The sequence below is a fragment of the Nonomuraea sp. NPDC048881 genome, from assembly GCF_040649795.1.
Classification (GTDB): domain Bacteria; phylum Actinomycetota; class Actinomycetes; order Streptosporangiales; family Streptosporangiaceae; genus Nonomuraea.
Genome location: NZ_JBEZGC010000003.1, coordinates 114,796 through 139,452, shown reverse-complemented (window position 1 = coordinate 139,452; position 24,657 = coordinate 114,796). Strand labels below are relative to the sequence as shown.

General features: G+C 74.0%; 20 protein-coding genes. 8 read left to right on the top strand and 12 right to left on the bottom strand.

Annotated elements, in window-relative coordinates; all coding sequences use genetic code 11:
• Window positions 1-6 precede the first annotated feature (6 nt).
• Both AB0C33_RS11505 and AB0C33_RS11500 read left to right on the top strand, forming a co-directional pair.
• Window positions 7-975, top strand: a complete 969-nt coding sequence (locus tag AB0C33_RS11505) for an ABC transporter substrate-binding protein (protein WP_358286239.1) — start codon at window positions 7-9, stop codon at window positions 973-975.
• Window positions 972-2,273, top strand: a complete 1,302-nt coding sequence (locus AB0C33_RS11500; protein WP_358286237.1) for a flavin-dependent oxidoreductase — start codon at window positions 972-974, stop codon at window positions 2,271-2,273. Before AB0C33_RS11505 ends, AB0C33_RS11500 begins: the two co-directional genes overlap by 4 nt.
• 78 nt (window positions 2,274-2,351) lie before the next feature.
• Here AB0C33_RS11500 and AB0C33_RS11495 read toward each other — a convergent pair whose 3' ends face one another.
• From AB0C33_RS11495 to AB0C33_RS11485, 3 genes are all read right to left on the bottom strand, one after another.
• Complete coding sequence (locus tag AB0C33_RS11495; protein WP_358286235.1) at window positions 2,352-3,251, bottom strand: DUF2382 domain-containing protein; 900 nt, start codon at window positions 3,249-3,251, stop codon at window positions 2,352-2,354.
• 105 nt (window positions 3,252-3,356) lie between these two features.
• Window positions 3,357-3,992 carry a hypothetical protein gene (locus AB0C33_RS11490; protein ID WP_358286233.1) on the bottom strand — a complete coding sequence of 212 codons (636 nt, stop codon included), beginning with the start codon at window positions 3,990-3,992 and terminating at the stop codon, window positions 3,357-3,359.
• Between the two features lie 14 nt (window positions 3,993-4,006).
• Window positions 4,007-4,552, bottom strand: coding sequence for a DUF4142 domain-containing protein (locus AB0C33_RS11485; RefSeq protein WP_358286231.1), 546 nt, complete (start codon window positions 4,550-4,552; stop codon window positions 4,007-4,009).
• 185 nt (window positions 4,553-4,737) lie between these two features.
• On the opposite strand from AB0C33_RS11485, the gene AB0C33_RS11480 reads away from it, so the two are divergent.
• The gene (locus tag AB0C33_RS11480) at window positions 4,738-5,187 is read left to right on the top strand and encodes a pyridoxamine 5'-phosphate oxidase family protein (protein WP_358286229.1); all 450 of its coding nucleotides are present in this window, start codon (window positions 4,738-4,740) and stop codon (window positions 5,185-5,187) included.
• A 305-nt stretch (window positions 5,188-5,492) separates the two neighbouring features.
• The gene (locus AB0C33_RS11475) at window positions 5,493-5,780 is read left to right on the top strand and encodes an iron-sulfur cluster biosynthesis family protein (protein ID WP_352327979.1); all 288 of its coding nucleotides are present in this window, start codon (window positions 5,493-5,495) and stop codon (window positions 5,778-5,780) included.
• A gap of 52 nt (window positions 5,781-5,832) precedes the next feature.
• On the opposite strand, the gene AB0C33_RS11470 is transcribed toward AB0C33_RS11475, so the two are convergent.
• Window positions 5,833-6,810 carry an acetylxylan esterase gene (locus AB0C33_RS11470; protein WP_358286227.1) on the bottom strand — a complete coding sequence of 326 codons (978 nt, stop codon included), beginning with the start codon at window positions 6,808-6,810 and terminating at the stop codon, window positions 5,833-5,835.
• Window positions 6,811-6,921: 111 nt separating this feature from the next.
• On the opposite strand from AB0C33_RS11470, the gene AB0C33_RS11465 reads away from it, so the two are divergent.
• Together AB0C33_RS11465 and AB0C33_RS11460 are read left to right on the top strand one after the other, a co-directional pair.
• Window positions 6,922-7,212 carry a hypothetical protein gene (locus AB0C33_RS11465; RefSeq protein ID WP_358286226.1) on the top strand — a complete coding sequence of 97 codons (291 nt, stop codon included), beginning with the start codon at window positions 6,922-6,924 and terminating at the stop codon, window positions 7,210-7,212.
• Between the two features lie 10 nt (window positions 7,213-7,222).
• Window positions 7,223-8,413, top strand: a complete 1,191-nt coding sequence (locus AB0C33_RS11460) for an alpha/beta hydrolase (protein ID WP_358286224.1) — start codon at window positions 7,223-7,225, stop codon at window positions 8,411-8,413.
• A gap of 7 nt (window positions 8,414-8,420) precedes the next feature.
• Here the strand turns inward: AB0C33_RS11460 and AB0C33_RS11455 are convergent, their stop codons facing one another.
• The 6 genes from AB0C33_RS11455 to AB0C33_RS11430 all read right to left on the bottom strand — a co-directional run bounded on the left by AB0C33_RS11455 (window position 8,421) and on the right by AB0C33_RS11430 (window position 18,022).
• Window positions 8,421-12,539: a hypothetical protein gene (locus tag AB0C33_RS11455; protein WP_358286222.1), complete on the bottom strand. Its 4,119-nt coding sequence runs from the start codon at window positions 12,537-12,539 to the stop codon at window positions 8,421-8,423.
• Window positions 12,540-12,870: 331 nt separating this feature from the next.
• Window positions 12,871-14,349 carry a DHA2 family efflux MFS transporter permease subunit gene (locus tag AB0C33_RS11450; RefSeq protein ID WP_358286220.1) on the bottom strand — a complete coding sequence of 493 codons (1,479 nt, stop codon included), beginning with the start codon at window positions 14,347-14,349 and terminating at the stop codon, window positions 12,871-12,873.
• A 335-nt stretch (window positions 14,350-14,684) separates the two neighbouring features.
• A complete protein-coding gene (locus tag AB0C33_RS11445; protein ID WP_358286218.1) occupies window positions 14,685-15,209 on the bottom strand; it encodes a type II toxin-antitoxin system prevent-host-death family antitoxin in 525 nt (174 codons plus the stop codon).
• A 73-nt stretch (window positions 15,210-15,282) separates the two neighbouring features.
• On the bottom strand, window positions 15,283-16,227 hold the full coding sequence (locus AB0C33_RS11440; RefSeq protein WP_358286216.1) for a TIGR01777 family oxidoreductase: 945 nt from the start codon (window positions 16,225-16,227) through the stop codon (window positions 15,283-15,285).
• Between the two features lie 145 nt (window positions 16,228-16,372).
• Window positions 16,373-17,260 carry an aldo/keto reductase gene (locus tag AB0C33_RS11435; protein WP_358286214.1) on the bottom strand — a complete coding sequence of 296 codons (888 nt, stop codon included), beginning with the start codon at window positions 17,258-17,260 and terminating at the stop codon, window positions 16,373-16,375.
• Window positions 17,261-17,392: 132 nt separating this feature from the next.
• Complete coding sequence (locus tag AB0C33_RS11430; RefSeq protein ID WP_358286212.1) at window positions 17,393-18,022, bottom strand: class I SAM-dependent methyltransferase; 630 nt, start codon at window positions 18,020-18,022, stop codon at window positions 17,393-17,395.
• Between the two features lie 483 nt (window positions 18,023-18,505).
• Between AB0C33_RS11430 and AB0C33_RS11425 the strand changes: the two genes are divergently transcribed.
• Window positions 18,506-19,270: an SDR family NAD(P)-dependent oxidoreductase gene (locus tag AB0C33_RS11425; protein WP_358286210.1), complete on the top strand. Its 765-nt coding sequence runs from the start codon at window positions 18,506-18,508 to the stop codon at window positions 19,268-19,270.
• 59 nt (window positions 19,271-19,329) lie between these two features.
• Window positions 19,330-19,929, top strand: a complete 600-nt coding sequence (locus AB0C33_RS11420; RefSeq protein ID WP_358286208.1) for a DUF4142 domain-containing protein — start codon at window positions 19,330-19,332, stop codon at window positions 19,927-19,929.
• A 135-nt stretch (window positions 19,930-20,064) separates the two neighbouring features.
• Here the strand turns inward: AB0C33_RS11420 and AB0C33_RS11415 are convergent, their stop codons facing one another.
• Both AB0C33_RS11415 and AB0C33_RS11410 read right to left on the bottom strand, forming a co-directional pair.
• Window positions 20,065-23,163, bottom strand: coding sequence for a chondroitinase family polysaccharide lyase (locus AB0C33_RS11415; protein WP_358286206.1), 3,099 nt, complete (start codon window positions 23,161-23,163; stop codon window positions 20,065-20,067).
• A gap of 59 nt (window positions 23,164-23,222) precedes the next feature.
• Complete coding sequence (locus tag AB0C33_RS11410; protein ID WP_358286204.1) at window positions 23,223-24,605, bottom strand: WD40 repeat domain-containing protein; 1,383 nt, start codon at window positions 24,603-24,605, stop codon at window positions 23,223-23,225.
• Between the last annotated feature and the right edge of the window lie 52 nt (window positions 24,606-24,657).

The window sequence follows — 24,657 nt, the reverse complement described above, 5'->3', positions numbered from 1 at the left end:
GTTTTCATGCGTCTGTTACTCGCGGCGGTCGCCCTCGCCCTGGCGATGACCGGGTGCAGCGGGGCGGACCCCCGGCCGTCGTCCGGCGGGCCGGAGAAGGCCGTGCTGAACCTCGGCATGCTGGCCCTTCCCGAGGTCGCGCCCGTCCAGATCGCCATCGACAAGGGGTTCTTCGCCGCGGAGGGGCTGACCGTCAAGCCCGTCGTGATCCAGGGCGGGGCCGCCGCGATGCCCGACCTGATCAGCGGCAAGCTCGACGTCCTGCACAGCAACTACGTCTCGGCGATGCTGGCCGCCGCGCGCGGCGTGGGCCGGTTGAAGGTCGTCGGCGACGCCTACGCGGCCAAGCCCGGCAACTTCGTCCTCATGACGAGGAAGGACTCGCCCGTCACGAAGCTGGCCGACCTCAAGGGCAGGAAGGTCGGCGTCAACACCCTCGGCAACGTCGCCACCCTGGCCGTGAGCGCGCTGCTCAAGCCCGCCGGCGTGGCGCCCGCCGACATCACCTTCGTCGAACGGCCCTTCCCGCAGATGGCCGGCGCCCTGGCCAACGGCGACGTGGACGCCGCCGTGCTGCCCGAGCCGTTCTGGCAGACCGCGGCCGCCACCAGCGGGGCCCGCAGCCTGTCGGACCTGTTCACCGGGGCGACCGCCGACTTCCCGATGGCGGGCTACCTGACCACCGAGGGCTTCGCGGCCGACAATCCGCGCACGGTGGCCGCCTTCCAGCGCGGCCTGCGCAAGGCGGTGGACCTGGCCATCGCCGACCCGGCCCAGGCCAAGGCCGCGCTGCTCACGTACACGAAGATCGACAAGGCGACGGCCGACCTGATGGCGCTGGGCGGCTACTCCACCACCGTCGACAGGGCCCGGTTGCAGCGGGTGGCCGACCTCATGCTGGAGTTCAAGGGCAACGGCTACCTGGAGGCGCCGTTCGACGTCTCGGCCCTGCTCCTTCCCGGCGGCTCCTCATGACGGGCCTCGCGGGACGACGTCCGCGGCGGGTGGTCATCGCCGGGGCGGGCATCGCCGGGCTCACCGCCGCCCTCAGCCTGCACGCGGCCGGCATCACGGACGTGACCGTGCACGAGGCCGTCAAGGACATCCGGCCGCTCGGCGTGGGCATCAACCTGCTGCCGCACGCCGTGCGCGAGCTGATCGAGCTCGGCCTGGGCGACCGCCTGGCCCGGGTCGGCGTCGAGACGGCCGACCTGACCTTCGTCACGCGGCGCGGGCAACGCATCTGGACCGAGCCGCGCGGCCGGGCCGCGGGCCACGCCTGGCCCCAGTACTCGATCCACCGCGGCCGGCTGCAGCTCCTGCTCCTCGACGCCGTACGCGAGCGGCTCGGCCCGGACGCCGTGGTGACCGGCTCTCCCGTCACCGGCCTCGACCACGACGCCGACCTGCTCGTCGGCGCCGACGGCATCCGCTCCGGCGTCAGGGCCGCGCTGTTCCCCGGCGAGGGCGAGCCGCTGTGGGGCGGTCACGTGCTGTGGCGCGGCACGTCCCGGGCGCGGCCGTTCCTCACCGGCCGATCCATGATCATGGCGGGCGACGGCGCTCAGAAGATCGTCATCTACCCGATCGCGCCGCCGGACCCCGACGGCACGCAGCTCGTCAACTGGGCCATCCAGCACCGGGCCCCCGAGGCCGTCCCCCGGGGCGACTGGAACCGGGAGGTGGAGATCGGCAAGTTCCTGCACCACGTGGCCGACGTGCGCTCCGACGCCCTCGACATCCCCGGCCTCATCGCCTCGGCCGACAGGGCGTACGAGTACCCGCTGGTGGACCGGGACCCGCTGCCGTACTGGTCGTCGGGGACGGTGACGGGCGCGGTGACGCTGATGGGCGACGCCGCGCACCCGATGTACCCGACCGGGTCCAACGGCGGCACGCAGGCCGTCATCGACGCCCGCGTGCTGGCCCACGCGCTGGCCACCGGCCAGGGCCTGGAGTTCTACGAGAGCCGGCGGCGGCCGGTCACGAACCGCATCGTGCTGGCCAACCGCGAGGACGGGCCCGAGGTCGTCCTGAGGATGGCGCACGAACGCGCCCCCGACGGGTTCGCCGACATCGAGGAGGTCATCCCCAGGGACACGCTGGAGAAGATCGCGCTGCACTACAAGCAGCTCGCGGGCTTCGAGCCGGCCACCCTGAACGCCCGCCCCAGCTGGTCGGTCCCCCCGGACACCGGCCAGGGATCTGTTTCCCTGAACGCCGGCCAGGAGACGGTTCCCCTGAACGCCGGTCAGCCCGAGAGCTCGCCCTGACCGCGGGACGTGTTCTGAAGGTGGGTGTGGTGAGGCGGGGGCGCGTGGGCGCCCCCGCGCGGGACCGGGCGCGGCCTCCTACCGCTTGGGCGGGAGGTCGTCGCCGCGGTTGCGGGTGTGCTCGCGCGCCTCGCTGTCCTCGTCGACCTCCAGGTGTTCCCTCCTGACCTGGCCCTCGACGGTCTCCTCACGCTCGACGCGCTCCTTGTGCACGCGGATGTGCTCGACCGGCCTGGTCTCCTTGCCGATCACCGGCCGCTCCTCGTGCAGGGTGATCTGCTGCTCGTCCTCGCCGATCTCGTACGTGCCGGGCTGGCCGTCCCTGATGGGCTCGCGCTCGATCACGACCTCCTCGTGCGCGAGCGGCACCCGCTCCTGGACGTTCTCGGTCTCGACGTACTTGCGCAGCCGGACGTGCCCGCTCTCGCGGCTCTCCTTGCCGATGTGGAGCTGCTCCTCCGACGCGGTCATGTCCATGTCGCGGTCGCCCACGTCCCGGCCGCGCATCGGGCCCGGCTGCCCCGGCTGGCCCATCGCGCCGGTCTGGCCGGTCGGCGGCTGGCCGGTCATGCCCGGGCGCATGCCGCGTTCCCCGGCCGTCCGCGGCTCTCCGGTGGGCCGCTGGGTCTGCCGCTCCCCCGCGGCGGGCGAGCGCTGGGACGGGATGGTGGACGGCTGCATCCCGTAGTACCGGTAGAGCTCGGCCTCCTCCTCCAGCGACAGGCGGCCGTCCACGTCGATGTTGGGCGCGCCCTTGATCATCTCCTTGTCGAAGGGGACCCTGATCTCGTCCCCGGAACGGCGGGCGTTGGCCAGCGGCACGAAGGTCTGCTTCATGCCGAAGAACCCCGTGCGCACGGTCACCCACTCCGGCTCGCCGGTGCGGTCACTGAGGTAGACCTGGCCCACCTTGCCGATCGACTGTCCGTCCGACCCGATCACATGGCACTCGAGCAGGCTCCGGATCTCTGTTTGCATAGCCACGACGATCCCCCCGATTGTTCGTCCTGGTTCAAAAAGGACAAATACCCCAGAGAGTCGCATTTGCACACACAGGTCGGCCAGTCTTTGCCATGGATCGGCCTACAGCGGAGGCACGCCGCGGCCCTGCCGGGAGCCCTCGTAGGCGGCCCGCCGCAGCCTGGCCGTCCATCCGGCCGGACGCAGGCAGGGGGCGCTGTTGAGCACGGGGTCGAAGGTCAGGTCCGCGCCGGGCAGCGCGGTGTGCAGGCGCAGGCGGGCCAGGTAGCGACCGCCCGCCCACAGGTGGAACAGCAGCGGGCCGCGGGCCAGCGCGCCGGGCAGCAGCGCCGGATCGGCGGGCACGCTCTCCCCCTCGGGCCGGGCGACCAGCCGGTACCGGCCGGTTCCGTACACGTACGCCGTGAGGCTGGAGTACGGCCCCGACGTGAAGGTGCGGCGCGGCACCGGCACCGGGCCCGCGCCGGTGGACAGCAGCAGGTCCACCCCGTTGGGCAGGCGCACGGCCAGCCCCAGCACGTCGGGCAGCCGGCCCGGCAGGGACAGCCCCTTGGACAGCCGGGCCCGCACCTCGTGCTCGCCCGGCTCCCCCAGCGGCGCCGCCTCGACCGTCAGCGTGCCCGCCAGGAGCAGCCCGCGCCGGTGCAGCGCGCGGCCGTGCCGGAGACCGGCCAGCACGCGCGCCGCGGCGCGGGCGAAGGAGTCGAGCGCGGCCGGAGGGCCCGTGCCGCCGGGCATCGCGGACGCCCTCGTCAGTAGTCTTCCTGCGCCTTCTTCAGCGCCTTGAGGTGCTCCTGCAGCGTCGGGGACGCGGACTTGGCCAGCGCCACCACCGCCGGCGACGAGCCCTTGGAGATCTCCTCCTTGGTGGCCTCGATCGCCGTCTTGTGGGCCTTGACCATGCCGACGACGAACTCCTTGTCGAACTCCTTGCCCTTGGCGTCCTGCAGGCGCTTGGCCATGGCGGCCTGGGCGGAGGTCGGCGCGGCGGGAAGCTGGATGGCGAGCTGGCTCGCGGTCTCGGTCACCTTCTTGTCGAACTGGGTGTGGTCGTCGACGAGCATCCGGCCGATCGACTTGATCTGGTCGGTGGCGCCCTTCTTCTCGGCCAGGCGGCCCGCCTCGATCTCGGCCAGGTTCCCCTGGTGGATGGTCGCCATCCAGGTCCTGTCCTGCTCGGACGGCTGAGCGTCGGTCCGCGGCGCCAGCCCCGCGGTGTTGGTTGTGGCGCTTTCGCCGCACCCGGACAGGGCGACGACGGCCGCGGCGGCCAGCAGCATGGTCAGACGAGTACGCATGAGGTTTCCTATGACATGGTGACACTTCTCCGACACAGAGAGTAACCATGCGCTCGCGACTTCCCCCTCAGGCGCGCCGCGTCGCACCCCTGGCTGCCGGGTGTCGCGGGCCGCCGCCGTGAGCCGTCATCATGTTGACGGACGAGACGCGGTCGGACCTGACCGCCGAGAGCGCGAGGAGAAGGATGACGCCACCGGCCCGATCACCGGAGCAGCGCAAGCGGGACACGCTCGACCGGCTCGAACACGACGTCGACGCCTGGGTGGCCACGGCGGGCGACGGCGGCCCGTACATGACGCCGCTGTCGTTCCTGTGGGACGGGCACCGGCTGCTGCTCTCCACCGCCGACGCCACGCCCACCGCCCGCAACCTGCTCGACGGCGGCACCGTCCGCCTCGGCCTGGGCCTGACCAGGGACGTCGTCCTCATCCACGGCACCGTGACCGCGCAGCCGGCCGCCACGATCCCCGGCGACATCGGCGACGCGTTCGCGGTGAAGACCGGGTTCGACCCGCGGGTGTCGCGTGGCCCGTACACGTACTTCTGGGTCACGCCGGTGCTGGTGCAGGCGTGGCGCGAGGTGAACGAGCTCGCCGGGCGCGACCTGATGCTCGACGGGAAGTGGACCGTCTAACCGAACCCCAGCACCAGCGTGGTGTGCCGCTTCACGATGACGAACTCCTGTCCCGGCCCCTGGGCGGCACTCTCTGAGGTGGAGCTCTCTGGGGCGGCGCTTTCTGAGGCGGGGCTTTCTGAGGCGGGGCTTTCTGAGGCGGGGCTTTCTGGGGCGACCATGGCCTGCCTGAGCCGGACGGCATCCATGCCGCGATTGTCCACCGGCCGGGAATTCCCGGTAAAGAAAACGCCAAGGAGGGTTGGGCTCCGGGTTGAGGGGAATGGCAGGCAACTTCTGTACGTCGACCGTTTGGAGGAGCCGTAGTGCTCACCCTGACAGCCAACGCAGCCCAGGCGATCCGCGACCTGACCGCGTCCGCGCCGGAACCCGCCCAGGGCGGGATCCGCATCTCGTCGCAGGGCGAGGGCGCGAACTCGCTCACCCTCTCCCTGGCCACGGCCCCTGAGCCGGCCGACGAGGTGGTGGAGACCGAGGGCGCGCGGGTCTACCTCGATCCCGTGGCCGCGACCGTGCTGGACGACAAGTCCCTCGACGCCGGGGCCGACGCGCAGGGGAGCGTGTCGTTCATGGTGACCCCGCAGGCGGTGTGACGGGCAGCCGCCGTACCGGTGCTCACGCCGGTACGGCGGCCCCGCACCCGGGTCAGCCGGCCAGGAGCTTGTGCAGGTAGCGGACCTGCTCCTCGGTCTGGTAGCCCGACCCGCCCTCGTGCCCGTTCCAGGGCCAGACGGTGATCTCCTTCGGCCCCTGCCAGTGGTTGTAGGCGGCGAACACCGTGGAGGGCGGGCAGACGTAGTCCATGAGCGCGACCGAGTACAGCACGGGAACCCGGCCGCGGGCGGCGAAGTTGACGCCGTCGAAGTACGACAGCGTGCGGAACACCTGGTCGGCGCCGTCCCGGCGGGAGGCCAGGAAGCGCACCACCTCCTGGTAGGGGTCCCGGTCGGTGATCTCCAGCGCCCGCCGGAAGTGCGTCAGGAACGGCACGTCCACCAGCGCGGCCCGCACCGACGGGCGCAACGCCGCCGTGGCCTGCGCGATCGCGCCGCCCTGGCTGCCGCCCGAGACCACGATGCGCCCGGCGTCCACCGCCGGATGGGCCGCGGCCACGTCGACCGCCCTGGCCGCGTCGGTGAACACGCGCCGGTAGTAGTAGTCCTCGGGGTCGAGGATGCCCCGCGTCATCATGCCGGGCGCCTGGACGTCGGCGCTGCCGTGCGGGTCGCCGGTCGTGCCGGGGCTGGTGGGGCTCGCGCCGCCGTGTCCCCGGGTCTCCATCACGAACACCGCGTAGCCGGCCGTGGGCCACAGCAGGTGGTCCTTCGGGAACCCGCGCCCGCCGCTGTAACCGATGTAGTGCATCACGCACGGCACCGGCTCCCGCACGCCGCGCGGCAGGATGAACCAGCCGCTGATCCGGTGGCCGCCCCACCCGGCGAACGACACGTCGTAGACGTCGACGCCGCTCAGCGGCAGGTCGTAGGGCACGAACTCGGCGGCCGGGTCGAACGCCTCGGCCTCGGCCAGCGTCCGGGACCAGAAGTCGTCGAAGTCGGCGGGCTCGTCGCGGTCGGGGAGGTAGGCGCGCAACTGCTCGATCGGGAGGTCGAACAAGGACACGGGGGGACTCCAAGCTGTAGGCAACCCTGATATTTCACCTCATCAGCCCAGGTAAGCGCTATCCTCCGCCGACCGAAGCTGAAAGCGCGCGTACGGGGTAGGGGAGGTCGCGTGATCGAATACGTGATCGAGGTTCCTTCCTCCCATCTCTATCCCGGCCTGGTGCTGGAGGCCCCCGCGGACGCCGAGGACTTCCTCGTGCTGTTCACCGACGACTCCGAGTCGCGCGCCCAGCTCCTCGGCGACGCCTCGGGACGTCCGGTGCTCAGGCTCGGCGGATACATGACCACGAACGGCACCGTCATCGACGAGCGGGTGTGGACCGTGCGCGAGACGCTGCGCACCGGCGACCGCCTGCGCATCCGCCTGGGCCGCTCGCTCCCCTCCCCCGTCACGGGCTAGCGTCCCCTTTGTGAGGTCTTTCGCCGGGATGGTGGCGGGCGTCGCGGTGCTCGCGCTGTCGCCCGTCGCCGGGCTGGCCGCGCTGGCCGGGACGGCGATGGTGGGCGCGCGGCCCGGGATGTTCACGGTGACCGGCCTCGCGGTGTTCGCCTCGGTGTGCTACCTCGGGCTGCTGCTGTGCGTGCCCCGGCCGCGCGCGACCTGGGGGCGGTGGTTACGGGCCGCGCTGATCCTGGCCGTCGAGGCGGCGGTGGTCTGGCGGGTCGCGGACGCGACGCTGACCCCGCCGCCGGCGGCGGCCGGGGCCCCGTCGCCGGTGGCCGGGCAGCGCGAGTGGCGGCTGCCGACGGGGTCGCGGCTGGCGTACGTACGGGTCGCGCCGAAGCGGGTCACCCGCCCGGAGCCGGTGGTCTTCCTGTCCGGCGCGGCCGGCCTGGCGGATTTGGCCGCCGATCCGGCGTTCTACCGGCGGCTGGCCGCCGACGGGCACGAGGTGTACGTCTACGACCGGGTGGGCGCGGGACGCTCGGCGCGGCTGCCGGACCCGGCCGCGTACGGGCTGGGCCGCGACGTGGCGGACCTGGAGCAGGTGCGGCAGGTGATCGGCGCCCGCCGCCTGACCCTGGTCGCGCGCGGCGAGGGCGCCCGGCTGGCGGCGGCCTACCTCTCCGCCCATCCGGACGGGGTGTCCAGGGCGGTGCTCGCCTCCCCCGCCGACCTCGACCGGGCCCGTGCCGCGACGCTGCTGGACGACGGCCCGCCCACCCCCCGGATGCTCGCGGTCCACACGCTGCTGCGGGTCGAACCGGCGGCGGCGCACGCGTTCGCCGGCGACGCCGAACTCGACGCCCGCGCCGCAGGCTCCGCCGTCTGCCCGGAGGGCCGGCCCGCCGGGAAGCCGCCCCTGACCCAGTCGGACGGTTCGGGTGGGTACGCGTGGCTGGTGGACCGGCCGTCGCCGCCCGGGATGCGGGAGGGGCTGGCCCGGGTGACCGCGCCCGTCCTGGTGGTCAAGGGGGCGTGCGACGGGGAGAGCTGGTCGGCGGCCACCGACGTCCGGCGGGCGATCCCCGGTGCCGGGCTCGTCTACGCCGAGGGGCGCGGGGCGTACCTGGCGACGCTGCGGGCGTTCCTGGCGGGCCGGGCGGTGCCGCCGTACGAGGGGACCACGCCCCCGGCCGGTTACCGGGGGCCGTGGTGAACCCAGCTCAGCGGTCCCGCGTCCGGGGCTCCGGGCGGCCGGGGCGGGCGCAGGAGCCGGCCGTGGCCGCCGCCACCTTCCATTCCGCGTCCGGGAACGGCGACATGAAGTGCGTCAGCAGGTCCACCGCGTAGTCGGGGGCCTGCCCGCCGGGGTCGAGGAAGGACACCATCTGCGGGCCGTCGGAGCCGCGCAGGGTGATCGAGCCGCCCCTGCCGCCGGAGGCGAAGCCGGGCTTGGCGTCCACGGTGAGGCAGGCGAGCCCGATCCCGGCGGCGGCGATCTCCTGGCGGGCGCCGATGCGGCGCATGCGCTGGTCGTAGCGGCGCAGGGCGAGCGAGGTGGCCCGGGTGAGCCGCAGGGAGCCGGTGAAGGCGTCCGCTCCGATTTTCCTGCTCAGCCTGACCCGCAGGGAGACGTCCGGCCGCAGGTCCACGCCCTTGGCGGTCAGGCGGAGGCGGCCGTAGGCGCCCTCGAAGCCGGGTGCGAGGAACCCGGCCGCGGCCGGTGCCCTGAGCCCGAACGGGATGCGCCCCGGCCGTACCCGCAGCCAGGACACGCGCCGGACCGCCAGCGACACCTCCCGCACCGCGCTCGCGCCGAGCGCGAAGTCCCCGCCGACCTGGTAGGTGAGGAACCCCGAGGTGTACGGCACCTCCTTGGACACGGCGATCCGCTGCCGCTGGACGGGGCCCACGCGCAACCCGGCGCCCACCGCGACGCGGCCCGTCGGCCCGGGTTTCGAGACCAGATCGAGCGACTGGTCGGGATTGAGGCGGATCGTCGTGTCGGCGGCCAGGTCCTCGACCGCGAGCGAGACGCCGCCGAGCCGCCCGGACGGGTCCACCAGGCGGCCGTCCACGGCCAGGCGGCCGTCCAGGGTGCTCGCGCCGCCCCGGTAGGTGAGCGTGGGGACGCTCAGCCCGGCGGCCGAGGCGTCGGCGTCCAGGCCGAGCACCGCCGGGACGTCGGTCAGCCGCAGCCCGCCGCTGCCCCGGCCGGGCAGGGTGACCTCGGCGGTCAGGCGTTCGACCGGCGCGGAGTTCCGTACCCGGATCCGGGTCCTGGCCCCGTACGTGCCCCGCACGTCCACGGCGGCGGGCACCGGGTCGAGGGCGACGTGGCCGCGCAGCCCGCCCGCCTCGGCCCGCACGTCCAGCGCGCCCAGGGTGGCGGCGGGCTCGACGCGGTAGGCGACGTGCCCGGCGTCCAGCGGGCCCACGGACAACCGGGTGATCCTGGGCGGCAGCCGGGTCAGCGTGGCCCGCGCCCTGATCGGGACCGGCGCGAGCACGCTGCTGTCCAGGTGGAGGACGAGGGTCCGGCGTCTGGGGGCGAAGCCGGAGAAGGCGAACGTGCCGCCCGCCGGGTCGATCGTCACCTGGCTGGGCAGGCCGGTGACGTCGAGGACGCCCTGCAGGCCGTAACAGCCGCGTCCCGCCGCGCAGAACGGGCCCTGACCGCAGCCGCCGGCCGGGCAGCCGCCGTCCGCCAGCGAGAGGCCGCCCTCGACGGCGGGCGCGGGACGCATGCGGGCCAGCGCGGCGGTCCTGCCGAGCCAGGCGCGGGCGGTCACGCCGAGCCGGGAGCCGGAGTAGGTGAGCCTGCCCTCGGGGGTGGCGGCGACGGTCAGGTCGCCCGGCACCGGCCCCACCCTGCCGAGGACGCCGAAGCGCACGTCCCCCAGGACGATGTCGGCGTCCACGGCGAGCCGCTGCCTGGCGGCCCGGAACCGGGCCAGGAACCCCTGGCCGGACGGGCTGAGCTCGACCCGCGACAGGCCCCTGACCAGCACGCTGGCGTCCAGGTCGCCGCCGGTCCGGTCGTAGTGGGCGGCCAGGTGCGGGCCGCTGGGGGACGTGGCGCCGTCGTGGTTGGCGACGGCCAGGGCCGCCGACCCCACCGGGCCGGACAGCCCGCGGAAGCGGTAGACGCCGTCCTTCCAGGCGGCCTCGAAGCGGGCCGGGACGCCGGTTACGTCGGCGGCGGCCCTGAGCACCCGGCCGCCCGTCCTGATCCGGGCCAGCGCCGACACCTTGGCCACGGGGGCGCTCGCGGTCCAGGTGAGCGTCCCGGCCGCGGTGTCGGCGACCAGTTCGGCCCGCTTCGGCACACCCTCCACCGCCACCCGCACGTCGTCCCCGGCCGAGGCGCCGTCGAGGGCGGTGACGTACGACCTGGCCGCGTAGAGGCGGAGGGCGCGGAGCCGGCCGGACGTGGCGACCTCGACCGACGAGCGCTCGCCCAGCGTCCACGCGGTCCTGACGTCCCCACGCACCCCGCGGACCGTGCCGTCGATCGTCGGCCCGCTCCGGACGTCGGCGTAGGCCGCCCGGACCCGGTCGATCGCGCCGCCGGCCCGGTAGACGGCCGTCCCGGCGGCGGGGTCGAGGGTGAGTTCGGCCTCGGCGGGCGTGTTGGAGAGCTCCAGGCGTGCCAGGCGCCTTCCATCGAGGCCCGCGGCCACGAAGGGCCGGCCGCTCGCCCTGGCCTCCAGGTGGGCGTGCGGCGCGCTGCCGTAGGTGACGTCGAATCCCGACACGCCGGACAGCAGCGCCGAGACCCCGGCGGCGTCGCCGTTCTTGATCAGGGTGACGTGGCCGCCGGCGGGGCTGGAGATCGCGCCGCCGCCGCGTTGCAGGACCGCGGCGAACCGGCCGATCGGCGAACTGGCCGTCTGCGTGACGCGGTGCGCGGCCGGGTCGCTCTCCAACCGGACCCGGGCCGGCAGCCCGCTCAGCTCGGCCCGCAGCACGGTCCCGGACGCGGCCCGGTCGTAGTACAGCACCTTGGCCGAGCCCGCCCGCGCGGGCCCCGAAGACTCGACGGTCAGGCTCTGCCTGCCGCCGGACGCGACGTGGGCGGCGGTGAACGAGCGGGGCACCTCACGCAGCTCGGCGCTCGCCGCCGTGGCCAGGCGGCCGTCGCGGTAGAGGTGGGTGTGCAGCTCGGCGCGGGCGATCGGGGCTGGGGCGGTGAAGCGCATCCGTCCGCCGGCCAGGCGCACGTGGGCGCGGGCAGGCATGCGGTCCAGTACGGCCTGCGTGTAGCGGCCCGGGGAGACGGCGATCGCGTCCAGCCTGGCGGGACGCGACGCGGTGACGTCCAGCTCGACCTCTGGAGAGGTGGTGGCGTCCCGCTCGGCGGCCGGGGTTGGTGAGTCGAGGGTGGCCTCGACCGTGAGTCGTTCGGTGGCGGGGGTCTGGCGCAGGCTCACCGCCGTGCGTCCGGTCAACCCCGCCAGGGTGACGGCGGACGGTCCCGGGTCCTTGCGGGTGACGTTCGCCCTGACCGTCCGGCCGTCCGGGGCGATGGTGAACGTCCCGCGGTCGAGCGCCGACAGCGACGCGCCGCCGCGCAGGCCGTCGAAGCCGACGGTCACCTTGTCGTCGTACTCGGCCCAGACCAGCGCCCTGACCCTCTTCCCGGACAGGCTCCTGACCGCGAACCCGAGCCCGATGCCCCCGCTCCCGGGGTTCGCGACGGGCATCAGGTCGGCCGCCAGGTCGGGGAGGCCGTCGCCGGTGACGTCCGCGGCGACCGGCACGGCGACGGGCCTGCGCGCCGAACACGCCACCGCCCGCTCCACCCCCACCACGCACAACCGATACGTCACCCCTTGTCTCGTCGGCAGGGCCCCACCGGCCGCATCACCCACCGCCCCTCTCGCCGAGACGACCGCGCCGCCTCCCTGGGGGCGGATCGTGGGGACGGCCGCGCGGCCTCCCTGGGGGCGGATCGTCGGGACGGCCGGGTGGCCTCCCTGAGGGCGGATTGCGCGGCCTCCCTGGGGGCGGATCAGGGGGCGGATGTCCAGGCGCAGGGCGTCCAGGGCCTTGGTGACGGACGGGGGCGGGCGCAGGAGGGTCAGAGGGGCGGCGCCGGTCGTGTCGGGCAGGAGGGCGGCGGGGTCGGGAGCCCGCCGTCCGAGCCCCTGCCGTTCCTGCCGCCGAACGGCCTGGGCGGCGACGGCGTCGGCGAGACCCGTCCCGGCGGGCGTGGTGATCTCCAGCCGTTCCGGCCCCACCGGCCCCTTCCCCATCGGCCGTACGGCGGGCGACGGCCCCGACGGAACCCGCACCACGGCAGGCGGCGGCTCCGGAACCCCGGGCACCGCCTGCGTCATCACCTGACCACCCGCCGACGCCTGGACCACTCGCGCAGTCGAGGCATGACCGGAGGCGGCGACGACGGGCGGACCTGCCAGTGCCGTGGCTGCGATGGACGTCGAAGCGAGCACGCGCAGAAGGGCGTGCGGCATGAAGCGTTCCCCCGAACCCGTCTAACTCATCCCATCAGAAACAATGGTCACGAGATGACCATATTTCCTCACTAATCGTCAAACGCGGCGCAACGTGGAACTCCAATTCCCGCCCCCGCCACCTCGCCCCTGGCCGCCTCATCCCTGGCCGCCTCGCCCCCCTCGCCGACGCGTTCGCTCGACGCCAGGTGAGCCGCTACGCCGCCCGGCGCACCCCCGTCCGGCTCACCGCCGTGACCACGGTGGCCGCCACGGCGAGCACCAGCAGGACGCCCACCGCCAGCCGGTAACCGTCCTGCAACACGTCGGCCACGCCGGACAGCCGGGCGGGGTCGGCGGCGTAGACCAGGTGCCGCTCGGCGGCCGGCACGGACGCGGCGACGATCGCCAGCGACATGGCGGTGCTGATCACGGTCGAGACGTTGACCAGCATGAGCCGTACACCGTTGACCACGCCGAGCCGGTCCTGCGGCGCGTCCATCATGATCGCGGTGGTGTTGGCGGTGATGAACAGCCCGCTGCCCGCGCCCACCAGCGCGAGCGCCGTCCCGAGCCAGGCGTAGGGCACGGACGGGTCCAGCGCGGCCAGCATGACCGCCATGCCCGCCGCGCTCACCGCCGAGCCGGCCACCGCCACCGTGCGCGGGTGGAACCGTCCGGTCAGCGCCCCGGCGACCAGCGAGGTCAGGGCCGAGGCGGCCGAGACGGGCAGCACGGCGAGCCCGGCCTGGGCGGGCTCGAACTGCCGGGTGGACTGCAGGAACAACGAGATCACCAGCACGATCGAGAACTGCCCGAGCGAGTTGAGCACGGCGGCCAGGTTCGCCAGCGCGAAACCGCGGTCGCCGAACAGCCGCAGGTCGAGCAGCGGCGTCCGGCTCCGCCACTCGACCAGCGCGAACACCGGGGCCGCCGCCGCGAACGCCACCCCGCCCGCCACCACCCACGGGCTCAGCCAGCCGAGCGAGCTGCCCTGCGACAGGGCCAGCAGCAGGCCGCTCAGCCAGGTGAACAGCAGGACGATCCCCGGCACGTCCAGCCGCTCGCGCGGACCCCTCGGCACCGGGCGGAGGGTGACCGCGCCCCACACGATGGCCGCGACCCCGACGGGCACGTTGAACCAGAAGATCCACCGCCAGCCCGCCGCGCCCGCCAGGAACCCGCCGAACGACGGCCCCACGAGCCCCGCCACGGAGATGATGGCCATGTAGACGGCCATGCCACGGCCCAGCCGGGCCGGCGGGAAGGCGCGGGCCAGGATGGCCGAGCTGTTGGCCAGGATCATGGCCGAGCCGCACGCCTGGGCGACGCGGGCCGCGAGCAGCACCTCGATCGAGGGCGCGAACCCGGCCGCCAGGCTCGCGGCGGTGAACACCACGAACCCCAGTAAGTACGTGCCGCGCCTGCCGAACAGGTCGGCCACCCGCCCGAACACCACCAGCCCGACCGAGCTGACCAGCATGTAGGCGAGCAGCACCCAGCTCGCCAGGAAGGCGCCGACGCGGAAGTGCGCGACGACGGCGGGCAGGGCGACGTTGAGCGAGCTGGAGTTGAGCCCGGTCAGGAACATGCCGAGGCTGGTGACCGAGACGGCCCGCCAGGCGTACCGGAGCTGCGCCGCCTCATCCTCCGCCGCCGCCACCGGCACCGCCACGACGGCCTCGGACTCAGTCACACCGGACCGCCTGCATGTTCATGCCCCACTCTTTCTAGAATCACCCTCTAGGAAAGAGCCCGCCCCACCGATTGTCAAGATCCCAGCTCCAGGAACGTACGGCCACAGGCGCGGGCGAGGGTGGCGGTGAGGTGGGGTGGGGGCACGTGCGGGCAGTGGCACGGGCGGAGGCGCACAAGCAGAGGCGCACACGTGAAGGTGCACGCGCAGCGGCGCACACGCAGAGGGTGCCGCACGCAGAGGGTGCCGCACGCGGAGGGTGCCGCACGCGGATCCGGATGCAAGGGGCGGGCACAGGGGGCGCTGCGGGAGTCGGCGCCCCGTGTGGGGAAGGTTCAGGCCAATGTGCGGAGGGCCTGCTCCACGGTGTCGCCGGTGCCGACGGCCACCTCGCCGCCGACGCCGTCACGCGCCACGGCGATCACGCCGGACCCGGTCGGATGGCGGCTCAGGGTGACCGTGCAACCGTCGCGCAGCAGCGCCTCCACGTCGGCCGCCCTCTGCGGCGCGGCCCGCTCACCGGATCCGGGCCCGAGCAGACGGGTGGCCGCGATCAGCGCGGCGACCGGCGTCCGGTGCCGGGCCAGGAGCACAGGGCTGTCGTCGTACGGCTCCGAGACCTGCCGGACGAGCTCCCCCAGCTTCGCCTTGGCGGTGGACAACGACACCACGGGCAATCCGGTCAGCATCCCGGGAACCTTGGACAGCGGCACCAGCGCGGCCCACTCCCACCGCTCCCGCGTGATCAGCGTGATCTGCCCCTCACCCGCCGCGCCCACCAGCGCCCCCCAGCGGGACCGTGCCTCCTCGACCCCGATGGGCACGCCCAGCCTGTCCTCCATCTCGCTGTAATTGATCATGAGGAAAACCGTAAGGCACCTTACGATATTCGCGCAAGGATCCTCGCCCGCTCCCGCGAGGCGTCGGGCGCGCTCACCTCCCGCGACGCACCCTCCGGACGAGGTCGTCGGCGGCCTCCCGCCACTGCGGGTAGTCGAAGGCGAAACCCGCTTCCAGCAACCGCCCCGGGACCACCCGGCGGCTCTTGAGCAGCAACTCGGTGTCGGACCGCAGCGCGTACGCGCCGAGCTCGGCCATCCACCGCGTCGCGGGCAGACCCACCGGCACGCCCCACGCGGACCGGAGCGTCCGCATGAACGCGGCCTGCGGCAGCGGCCCGGGCGCGGCCAGGTTGACCGGTCCGTCCAGGTCGTCCCGCCCGGCCAGGAACTCGACCGCGCGGACGAGGTCGCGGTCGTGGATCCAGGACACGTACTGCGCGCCGCCCGCCAGCGGCCCGCCGAGGCCGAGCCGGGTCATGCGCAGCAGCACGTCGAAGACGCCGCCGCGGTCGGGGCTCATCACCATGGCGGTGCGCAGGGCGACCTTGCGCGTGTGCGGGGTCTCGGCCCGCTCCTGCTCCCGCTCCCAGGCCTTGGCGATCTCGACGCTGTAGCGCCAGTAGCCCGGGACGCCGGGCTCGTCGCCGCCGATCAGGCCGGTCGCCTCGTCGTTGGGGGCGTCGAAGCGGTGGGCGTAGAGGGTGGCGGTGCTCATCTGCAGCCAGGCCCGGGGCGGACGTGCGGCGGCGGCGATCGCCCGTCCCACGACTTGGGTGGAGCGCACCCGCGAGTCCATCATGGCCCGCAGGTTGGCGGGGGTGTAACGGCAGTTCACGCTCCGCCCGGCCAGGTTGACCACGAGGTCGCTGCCGTCGATCTCGCGCGCCCACGCGCCCAGGGTCGCGCCGTCCCAGGCGACCTCGCCCCTCCGGGACGGCCTGCGGGTCAGCACCACGACCTCGTGGCCGGCGGAGGTCAGCGCCCGGCGGAGGATCTCGCCGACCTGTCCGGTTCCTCCGGGAATCACGGTCTTCACTCTGCCGACCCTACTCCCGTCTTTTGAACGCGTTCAGGGCGGCCCCGAGCGCCGCCGGGCAGCGCGCTCGTCGCGGCGGAGGGCGTCGGAAAGGACGAAAGAGCGGAGGGGGCCTGACCGGGCGGGAGTTCGCGGTCGCGGCGGATCAGGACGTGAGGGCGTCCAGTGTGCGCGTGTCCTCGTCGGTCAGCGTGAGGTCGGCGGCGGCCAGGTTCTCCGCCAGATGGACGGCCGAGCCGGTGCCGGGCGTGGGCAGGACGACCGGGGAGCGGTGCAGCAGCCACGCCAGCGCCACCTGCCCGGACGTCGCGCCGTGCCGGGCGGCCACCCGCTCGATCGCCGCCCCCGTCCCGGACCCCGCGGCGAGGGAACCGTTTCCGAGGGGGAACCAGGGCAGGAACGCGATGCGCAGTTCTTCGCAGCGCGCGAGCACCGGCTCCGACTCCCGGTCCAGCATGTTGAACCGGTTCTGCACCGACGCCGGCCGCAGGACGGTCAGCGCCTCGTCGAGCTGGTCCAGGGTGACGGTGTCGAGCCCGATGTGCCGGATCTTGCCCTCTTCGCGCAGTTCGGCCAGCGTGCCGAGCTGGTCGGCGAGCGGCACCGCGGGGTCGATGCGGTGGAGCTGGTACAGGTCGATGGTGTCGGTGCGCAGACGGCGCAGGCTCGCCTCGCACATGGCGCGCAGATCCTCGGGACGTCCGGCCGGGTGCCACTTGTCCGGACCGGTGCGGATCACGCCGCCCTTGGTCGCCAGCACCAGGTCGCCGGGGTACGGATGGAGGGCCTGGGCGATCAGCTCCTCGGCGATGTCCGGGCCGTAGTTGTCGGCGGTGTCGATGAGCGTGACGCCGCGGTCGACGGCCAGGCGGAGGAGCGCGACCGCCTCGCCGGGCGTCAGGCGCGGGCCCCAGTAGCCGGGGCCCGTGAGCTGGGCGGTGCCGTAGCCGAGGCGTCGTACCCGCAGCTCACCGGCGATCTCGAACGTCCTGCCCACCACCGCGCCCGCCCTTTCCCCGATGAAAGGGCCCATCGTACGGCCGCCTGGACCGCCGCCCCCTGACAGGGCGGCGCTCGTCCAGCAGTGACCACGGGTCAGGCTCCAGCCGGAAGCCGGAAGCCGATGCCGGACATCCGGCACTCCCGGGGCCCGCCGGGCCTGTTCTCAGAGCGTGGCCACCACCGCGTAGCGCTCGTCGGTGATCTCCTTGCCCCACAGTGCCGGGTCGGGCATGGGATGCACCTGAAGGTCGCCGACCAGGGGACGGAGGGCCGTGGTCAGGTTGTCGGCGGTGACGCCGCCCATCCACGGGAAGTGCTCGCCAGGCACGTAGTCGGACTGCCCGCCGGAGGTCTGCCAGCGGCCCTCGACCAGCACCAGCCGGCCGCCGGGGCGCAGCAGCGACACCCAGCGGGCCAGCGCCGCCTCCGGATCGGGGATGGTCCACAGCAGGTGGCGGGCCAGCACGACGTCGAAGCGGCGGTCGCCGACGGGCGGGGCGGCCGCGTCTCCCGTCAGCACCGTGGCGCCGGTGGCGGCCAGCTTGGCCCGGGCGCGTTCGACCATGCGCGGGGCCAGGTCGACGGCGGTCAGACGATGGCCCTGGACGGCCAGCAGCAACGACAACGAGCCCGTGCCGCAGCCCAGGTCGAGCACGTCGAGCGGCCCGGCGGGCACCCATTCGGCCAGGCGCGCCGCCCAGGCGGCCCTGACGTCGGGGTCGCGGAGCCCGTGGTCGGCTTCGTCGTCGAAGGAGTCGGCGGCGGCGTCCCAGAAGCCTGCGATGGTCGTCATGAGTCGCATCCTGGCAGGCGCCGCCGACAGTTTCGGGCCAGCGTCCGTACGCCCCCACGCGCCGCGCCCCGGCGCGGCCCCCTGACCCATCGGCCATTCCCCGCGCCCCCACATGCCGGATCCCAGGGCGGGCGGCGCGGGGAGGGCAGCGCGAGGCGGACGGTCGTGCGCGGGAGGTCGTGGGGCGGACGGTCGTGCGCGGGGGTCGTGGGGCGGACGGTCGTGCGCGGGGGTCGTGGGCGTGGGGTCGTGGGCGTGGGGTCGTGGGCGTGGGGTCGTGGGCGTGGGGTCGTGGGCGTGGGGTCGTGGGCGTGGGGTCGTGGGCGGGGGGTCGTGGGCGTGGGGTCGTGGGCGGGGGGTCGTGGGCGTGGGGTCGTGGGCGTGGGGTCGTGGGCGTGGGGTCGTGGGCGTGGGGTCGTGGGCGTGGGGTCGTGGGCGGGGAACCTGGTGTACTGGTCTGACCAGTCGCTAGTGTTTCTCAGCATGACGGGATATGACGCGCTGTTCCGCCTCGACGGGCGGCGGGCCGTGGTGATCGGGGCCGGCAGCGGGATCGGCAGGGAGTCGGCGTTCGCCCTGGCCGCGCATGGGGCGTCCGTGGTGTGCGCGGACCGGGACCTGGGCGCCGCGGAGGAGACCGCCGCCGGGTGCGGGGGCACGGCCCGGCTGCTCGACGTGCTGGACCCCGACGCCGTCCGGGCGGCCGCCGACGAGGAGCCGGCCGACGTGCTGGTGTTCACGGCGGCGACGAACGTGCGCAAGCGGCTGCTCGACTACTCCGGCGAGGAGTTCGACCGGGTGGTGGGGCTGAACCTGCGGGCCTCGTTCGACGTGGTGCGGGCCTTCGGCGCCGGAATGGTGCGGCGGGGGCGCGGGTCGATCATCGGGTTCGCGTCGATCCGGGCGTCGGTGACCGAGCCGGGGCAGGGCGTCTACTCGGCCACGAAAGCGGGGCTGGTGCAGTTGCTGCGGACGGCGGCGGCCGAGTTCGGCCCGCACGGCGTGCGCGTCAACGCGATCGCGCCCGGCGTCGTGGAGACCCCGCTGACCCGGCAGATCAAGGACAACCCCGACTGGTACGCCGCGTACGCCGCCAAGAGCGCCCTCGGCCGGTGGGCCACCGCGCCCGAGATGGCCGGCGCGGTGGTCTACCTGGCCGGCGACGCGGCGAGCTTCGTGACGGGCTCGGTGTTGTACGTGGACGGCGGCTGGACCGCCGTGGACGGCCGTTTCGATCCACCCAATTAACTCGAATACTCCCGACCGGATGGGGCAGCAGGCACGGGTCCCATTGAAGGGAGGGACTCATGAGAACAGCACGGAGCCACTTAGCACCCGCGGGAATCGCGGCCGTGCTGGCGTTGACCGTGTCCGCCACGGCCCCCGCCGCGGCCCAGGCCGCCACCACCGTCCGGCCGGTGGCCGCGCCCGGCGCCGCAGCCGCCCCGTCCGTCCAGGCGTTCCACGCCTCGGGCCAGGACCGGGCGTACCTGCGGCAGGCGCACCGCGGCAATCTCGCCGAGATCGCGGCCGGGAAGGCCGCGCTCCGCAGGTCGCACGACGAGGACGTGCGCGAGATCGCCTGGCGGCTGATCCGTGACCACCGCAAGCTCGACGCCCGGCTGCGCGAGGTCGCGCACCGGCTGCGCGTCAGCCTTCCTGACGCGCCGAGCGCCGCCCAGCGCGACGACCTGGACGCGGTGCTCGCCCGCCGTTCCGGTCACCGGTTCGACCGGGCGTGGCTGCGCCTGGAGGCCGGGGCGCACGAGCAGACGCTCACGCTGATCCGGCGCGAGCTGCGGGACGGTCACTCCGGCTGGGTGCGGGACCTGGCGCGCGACGGCGCCCCCGCGGTCCGGCACCACCTGCGCGAGGTCCGCGCGGAACTCGACCGGCACACCCGCTGACCGGGCGTGCACCATCCCGCCCCGTGACCGGGACGTGAACCCGCCTGACCAGGACGTGAACCGGCTGATCAGGACGGTGGTCGTCGCGGTCGCGGGCGTGATCCCCGGGCGGGGGCGCCCCCGCCCCCGCCCGGGTCAGGTCGCGGGACTCAGCCGCACCTGCACCGGCCGTCCGTGCACGGTCTCGAACTCCAGGACCGTGCGCGGCCCGGTGATCCTCGCCCGGCACGGCTGGCCGGCGTCCGCCCGCCACCGGCCGTCCAGGGTCACCCTCATGCGGTGCGGGTGGCTCGGGTTGGCCAGCCAGGGCCGCGACCACGGGCTGTAGTGCCCGACGTAGCGGCCCTTCTCGTACTGGTCGTGGTCGATCCCGCCGTAGAGGCGCAGGTCCGGATCGCATACCGCGATCACCAGCGTCTCCCCCTCCGTACGGACGAGCAGCATCGAAGGCGTGTCCACCTCGCGTACCAGTCCTTCCAGACGGGTGCGCTCGAACACCGCGTACCCGGTGATGCCGGTGTCCCGATCCCGTACGACGTGGGCCGCCGTGTCGGCGCGCAGCACCCGGTAGGGGGCGTTCGCGGCGTCCCCCATCGCGGCGGCGAAGCCGGCCATGCGCTCGGCCGTGGCGTTCACCACCATCGCGTACTCGTACGTCCCGTTCCGAGGGGCGGTGCCGTGCCTGATCCAGGCTGTGGCGAAGTCTCCGCTGGTGGGCTCTTCCGTGGCGTTGTTGCGGGAGGTCTGGGCCGAGCGGGTCAGGGCCACTTTCTGCCCGGGCGCCAGGTAGTAGCCGATGCCCTTGTCGTCGAGCAGCCAGCGCGGGCCGCCGTCGAGCGCCTGGTGGGGGAAGGCCGTGACCGCGGCGCCGTCCACCACGGTGGGCGCGGTCCTGGCCGGCAGCCGGGTCTGGAAGAGGGTGGTCTCCGTCTCGTCCGCGGTGTCGTCGTTGGTGATGCCGGTGCCCAGGGCCACGACGCGGTCGTCGAACAGGAACACCGACTTGCGGGCCCGGTGCGTGCCGTCGTACTTGGGGTGTCCGTGCAGGTCCATGGCGAACAGGGCGTTGCGTCCGTCGATGGTGCAGGCTCCGGCGAAACGGGAGTCGGTGAGGAGCATTTCCTCGATGGCCCCGGTCAGGTCGCCCTTGAGCTGGTCGAGCGGTTTGTGGATGACCGTGGTGCCGGGGCGGCGGTTCCAGTCCCAGCCGGGCTGGGCGTAGCCGCTGTCCTGGTTGGTGACGGGGTCGCCGCGGTGCAGGACCTGGATCTGGCCGTAGGTGTTGTAGCGGCCGTACCAGTTGGCGCCGACGTAGATCTCGGTGCTCCACAGGTAGCGGTTGTGCCCGCGTACGGTGATCTGCCATTCGTCGCGGCGGTGCACGGCCAGCGCCGCGTAGTTGAGCGCCCAGGCGCCGGTCGGAGCCGGTTCCGGGGCGATGCCGCGCGCGGCGAGCCGGGCCGCGAGCTCCTTCTGCCGCGGCGTCGGGTTCCCGGGCAGCAGGCGCAGGAAGGCGGCGGCGATCTCATCGTCGATCGGGGCAAGCCACTCGAACGGCACGATCGACAGCGCGGTGGCGCCGCTGGGATTGCGGCCGCTGATGGAGATCGGCCAGTGGTTCTTGTTGGCGTAGACCCGCTGCGTGAGCAGCGCCTTGCGCAGCCAGCCGGACGCCTCGGGCGAGATCGCGAACGAGCCGCCGTGCAGGACGTAGACCAGCGGCGCGAGCCCGGCGAAGCCGTCGCGGACGTAGTCGGGGAAGAAGCCGACGTGGTGGAAGGCGGTGCCGTCCACCTTGATGCCGTCCTGGATGCCGTCGGTGGGCAGGAGGGTGGCGTTCAGCCAGTCGCGCAGCGCCCGCAGGTACGCCACCTGCTGCGCCTCGCCGTCGCGCAGCAGCACGGCCGCGAGCATGCCGCGGACCGTGGTGTTGTAGAGGTCCATCATGCTGCCCCGGGCCATCCGGAAGCCGAAACCGCGGAAGATCCGGCCGAGTCCGCTCAGCCACTCCAGGTCCGCTCGTACCCGCTGCAACTCCCCCGCCTCGCGCAGGGCGTCCCGCATGAGATGGACGGAGTCGTACAGGCCGCGGACGTCGTAGCCGAGGTGGTGGATCGTGCCCTGGCAGCTGCCCTTCGTCCAGCCCTGTTCCCGCAGGTGGGCGACCATGCGCAGGTAGAGGGCGGCCAGCGCGGGACGTTCGGCGGGGGCGGCCTGGTGGGCCTGGGCGATCGTCTTCATCAGGTCGGTGCAGGCGCGCAGCGTGACCGGGTTCACGAACGCCTTGAGCTCGGCGGCGATCCCGGCCGGGTAGATCTGCGCCTGGTAGGCGTGCGTGGGACGGCCCTCCAGAGCGGCGACCTGCGCCGTCAGTCCCGGCACGTCCGGCTTGACCTGGGCGGTCAGGTACTCGTCGTGGTAGCGGGCGTGCAGGGCGCGCAGCGAGGCCAGCTCGGCGGCGGACGGCGGCGACAGGTCGGGCTCGACGGTGGCCAGCAGCCGGTCGAAGCGGTGGAGGGCCTGCCAGTGCTGGTTGTCGTACTCGTCGCCCTCGGGGGCGATGTCGGGGAGCTGGTGGTCGCGGCAGGGGGCGTCGGGACGCAGCGGCACGTTGAGCATGAGCTGGTCGAGGTGCAGGGTCCCGGCCCTGCGCGGGGCGACGATCCGCAGGGTGTCCATGTCGGGGTGGGGCCGGCCGTGCATGTCGTAGGCGTACCGCACCCAGGCGGTACGCCACCCGCTGAACCCGAGCCGGAACTCGAACCACAGGTCGGTGCGCTCACCCCGCCCGAACTCGAACCGCAGCACGTCGTCCACCGGCTCGGCGTTGTGCACCCACACGCAGAACGCGTCCACCAGCCCCTGCCACGCCTGGTCGTCGCCGAGCCGGTAGGGGTCGGGCACCCACCGCAGCGGCGCCCGCACGGTGATCACGTCACGGCTCGCGTGCTCCCAGCGCAGCGACCGCGTCCCGCACACGGCGACCCGGTCGCTGATCGACAACGTGGAGCCGGGCCCGGCGGCGAAGTGCGGCGGGACGGCGCTCTCCAGCAGGAACACCGGCGGGTCCATCGCCATGGCCCGCTGCTCCAGCCCTTCGGCGGCCACTCCCCCGGCAGCCGGTCCTCCCACCAGGCCGGACGCCGCCAGTGCCGCCGTCCCCGGGCCGCCGCCCGCGAGGAAAGCGCTTGCCGCACCCGCCTTGAACACCGTTCTGCGCGTGATCTCCACCATGCGCGCCATCCAACGCGACCGCTGCGGCAAGGTAAAGACATCTGGTCAAACCGTTACCCTCATCGGAGGGAGCAGAGGCTCACGTCCCCGTCGCCGCCGCCGTGGTCCGAGGGGTCCGCGCCGCCGGTGTAGCGGTCCCAGTCCGCCCTGCTCAACATCCGGGAGCCGCCGTCGCACAGGGCCTGCTCGGGGTCGGCGACCACCTGCCGCAGGTCGTGGAGGTCCCAGAGGGAGAAGGTGGTGCTGTCGGGGGCGGCCAACAGGGCGCTGCGGGCGCCGTCGCTCAACGCCACCCCCCGCACCTCAGACGGGTACCCGCGCAGCCCGGCCAGCCGGACGGGCCGGGAAGGGACGGACAGGTCCCAGAGCGATCCGTTGCCGTTGGAGCCCGCCAGGAGAGCGGTCCCGCCGTCGGGTGTGAGGGCCACGTCGAGCATGTCCGCCGGAGGCATCCCGATGACGGCGGTCCGGACCGGGCGGGCCGGACGGGCCGGGTCGGCGAGCGTCCAGACCTCCGCCTGGCTCCGCCAGTCGGCCCCCGGGTCGCGCCGCGCGACGACGAGGACGCGTCCGTCGCCGCTCAGGGCGGCGGCCGTGCCGTTGTGAATGGACGGGGTCAGCTCGGCCGCCTTGACCGGGTGCGCCGGGTCCGCCAGGTTCCAGATCGTCACCGGGCCATCGTCGGCCGTGGTGACCGCCGTCCTGCCGTCGCCGCTGAGGTCGAGGTCCGCCGTCGGGGAGTCGTGGACGGCGGTGACCGAGCGCCGGACCGGGTGGTCGCCTACGGTCAGGTCCCACACCAGCAGGTTCCCGGCGGAGTCGGCGACCGCGGCGACCCGGCCGTCCCGGCTCACCGCCACCGCCTGGACGTCGTCGAGCGGCCCCTTCGCCGCCACGCCCGGCAACGTCGCCCGCCGGGCCGGGCGGGCGGCATCGGTGAGGTCCCACACGGTCGTGGCGCCGTCGTCGCCGCCGGTCAGAGCGGTGCGGCCGTCGTGGGAGAGCGCCGGCGCCGCGCCCTCGGGCCCGTCCAGCGTGACCGATCTCCCGGAGCCGAGCCGCCAGACCTCGGCCTTGCCGTTCCCGGCGACCAGGCCGACGCGTCCGTCGCCGCTCAGCTCGGCGTGCCGGACGCCGCCGGAGTCGCGGGGCCGGAGGTCGTCCCTGCGCCACAGCAGGAGGGTGTCGGTCAGCCCGGCGCGGGTCTGGTCGTCGGCGTGCACGCCCACAGCGGCCAGGCCGAGGTCGCGCGCCTTGACCGGATCGTCCTCGCGCAGCTCGGCGGCGTGCAGCGCGAGCCCGTGAGCCAGCGCGACGCGCTCCCGGTCCCGCGCCTGCCCGCGCTCAAGCCACCAGGCCGTGCCCGCGCAGGTCAGAGCGACGGCCAGGAGGGCGGCGAGCACGGGCAGAGCCCTGCCGCCGCGCGCTCGCGGGACAACCATCGGCTCGTCCGTACGTAAGGCCAAGGCACGCGCCTCCTCGCCGTTTGGGCGC

Bases quoted from the DNA above. Each gene is read 5' to 3' on its own strand.
- AB0C33_RS11425 (WP_358286210.1), top strand. From the start codon at position 18,506: ATGACGGGATATGACGCGCTGTTCCGCCTCGACGGGCGGCGGGCCGTG.
- AB0C33_RS11415 (WP_358286206.1), bottom strand. From the start codon at position 23,163: ATGGTGGAGATCACGCGCAGAACGGTGTTCAAGGCGGGTGCGGCAAGC.
- AB0C33_RS11500 (WP_358286237.1), top strand. From the start codon at position 972: ATGACGGGCCTCGCGGGACGACGTCCGCGGCGGGTGGTCATCGCCGGG.
- AB0C33_RS11445 (WP_358286218.1), bottom strand. From the start codon at position 15,209: ATGATCAATTACAGCGAGATGGAGGACAGGCTGGGCGTGCCCATCGGG.
- AB0C33_RS11420 (WP_358286208.1), top strand. From the start codon at position 19,330: ATGAGAACAGCACGGAGCCACTTAGCACCCGCGGGAATCGCGGCCGTG.
- AB0C33_RS11430 (WP_358286212.1), bottom strand. From the start codon at position 18,022: ATGACGACCATCGCAGGCTTCTGGGACGCCGCCGCCGACTCCTTCGAC.
- AB0C33_RS11490 (WP_358286233.1), bottom strand. From the start codon at position 3,992: ATGCCCGGCGGCACGGGCCCTCCGGCCGCGCTCGACTCCTTCGCCCGC.
- AB0C33_RS11495 (WP_358286235.1), bottom strand. From the start codon at position 3,251: ATGCAAACAGAGATCCGGAGCCTGCTCGAGTGCCATGTGATCGGGTCG.
- AB0C33_RS11485 (WP_358286231.1), bottom strand. From the start codon at position 4,552: ATGCGTACTCGTCTGACCATGCTGCTGGCCGCCGCGGCCGTCGTCGCC.
- AB0C33_RS11410 (WP_358286204.1), bottom strand. From the start codon at position 24,605: ATGGTTGTCCCGCGAGCGCGCGGCGGCAGGGCTCTGCCCGTGCTCGCC.
- AB0C33_RS11455 (WP_358286222.1), bottom strand. From the start codon at position 12,539: ATGACGCAGGCGGTGCCCGGGGTTCCGGAGCCGCCGCCTGCCGTGGTG.
- AB0C33_RS11435 (WP_358286214.1), bottom strand. From the start codon at position 17,260: ATGGGCCCTTTCATCGGGGAAAGGGCGGGCGCGGTGGTGGGCAGGACG.
- AB0C33_RS11505 (WP_358286239.1), top strand. From the start codon at position 7: ATGCGTCTGTTACTCGCGGCGGTCGCCCTCGCCCTGGCGATGACCGGG.
- AB0C33_RS11480 (WP_358286229.1), top strand. From the start codon at position 4,738: ATGACGCCACCGGCCCGATCACCGGAGCAGCGCAAGCGGGACACGCTC.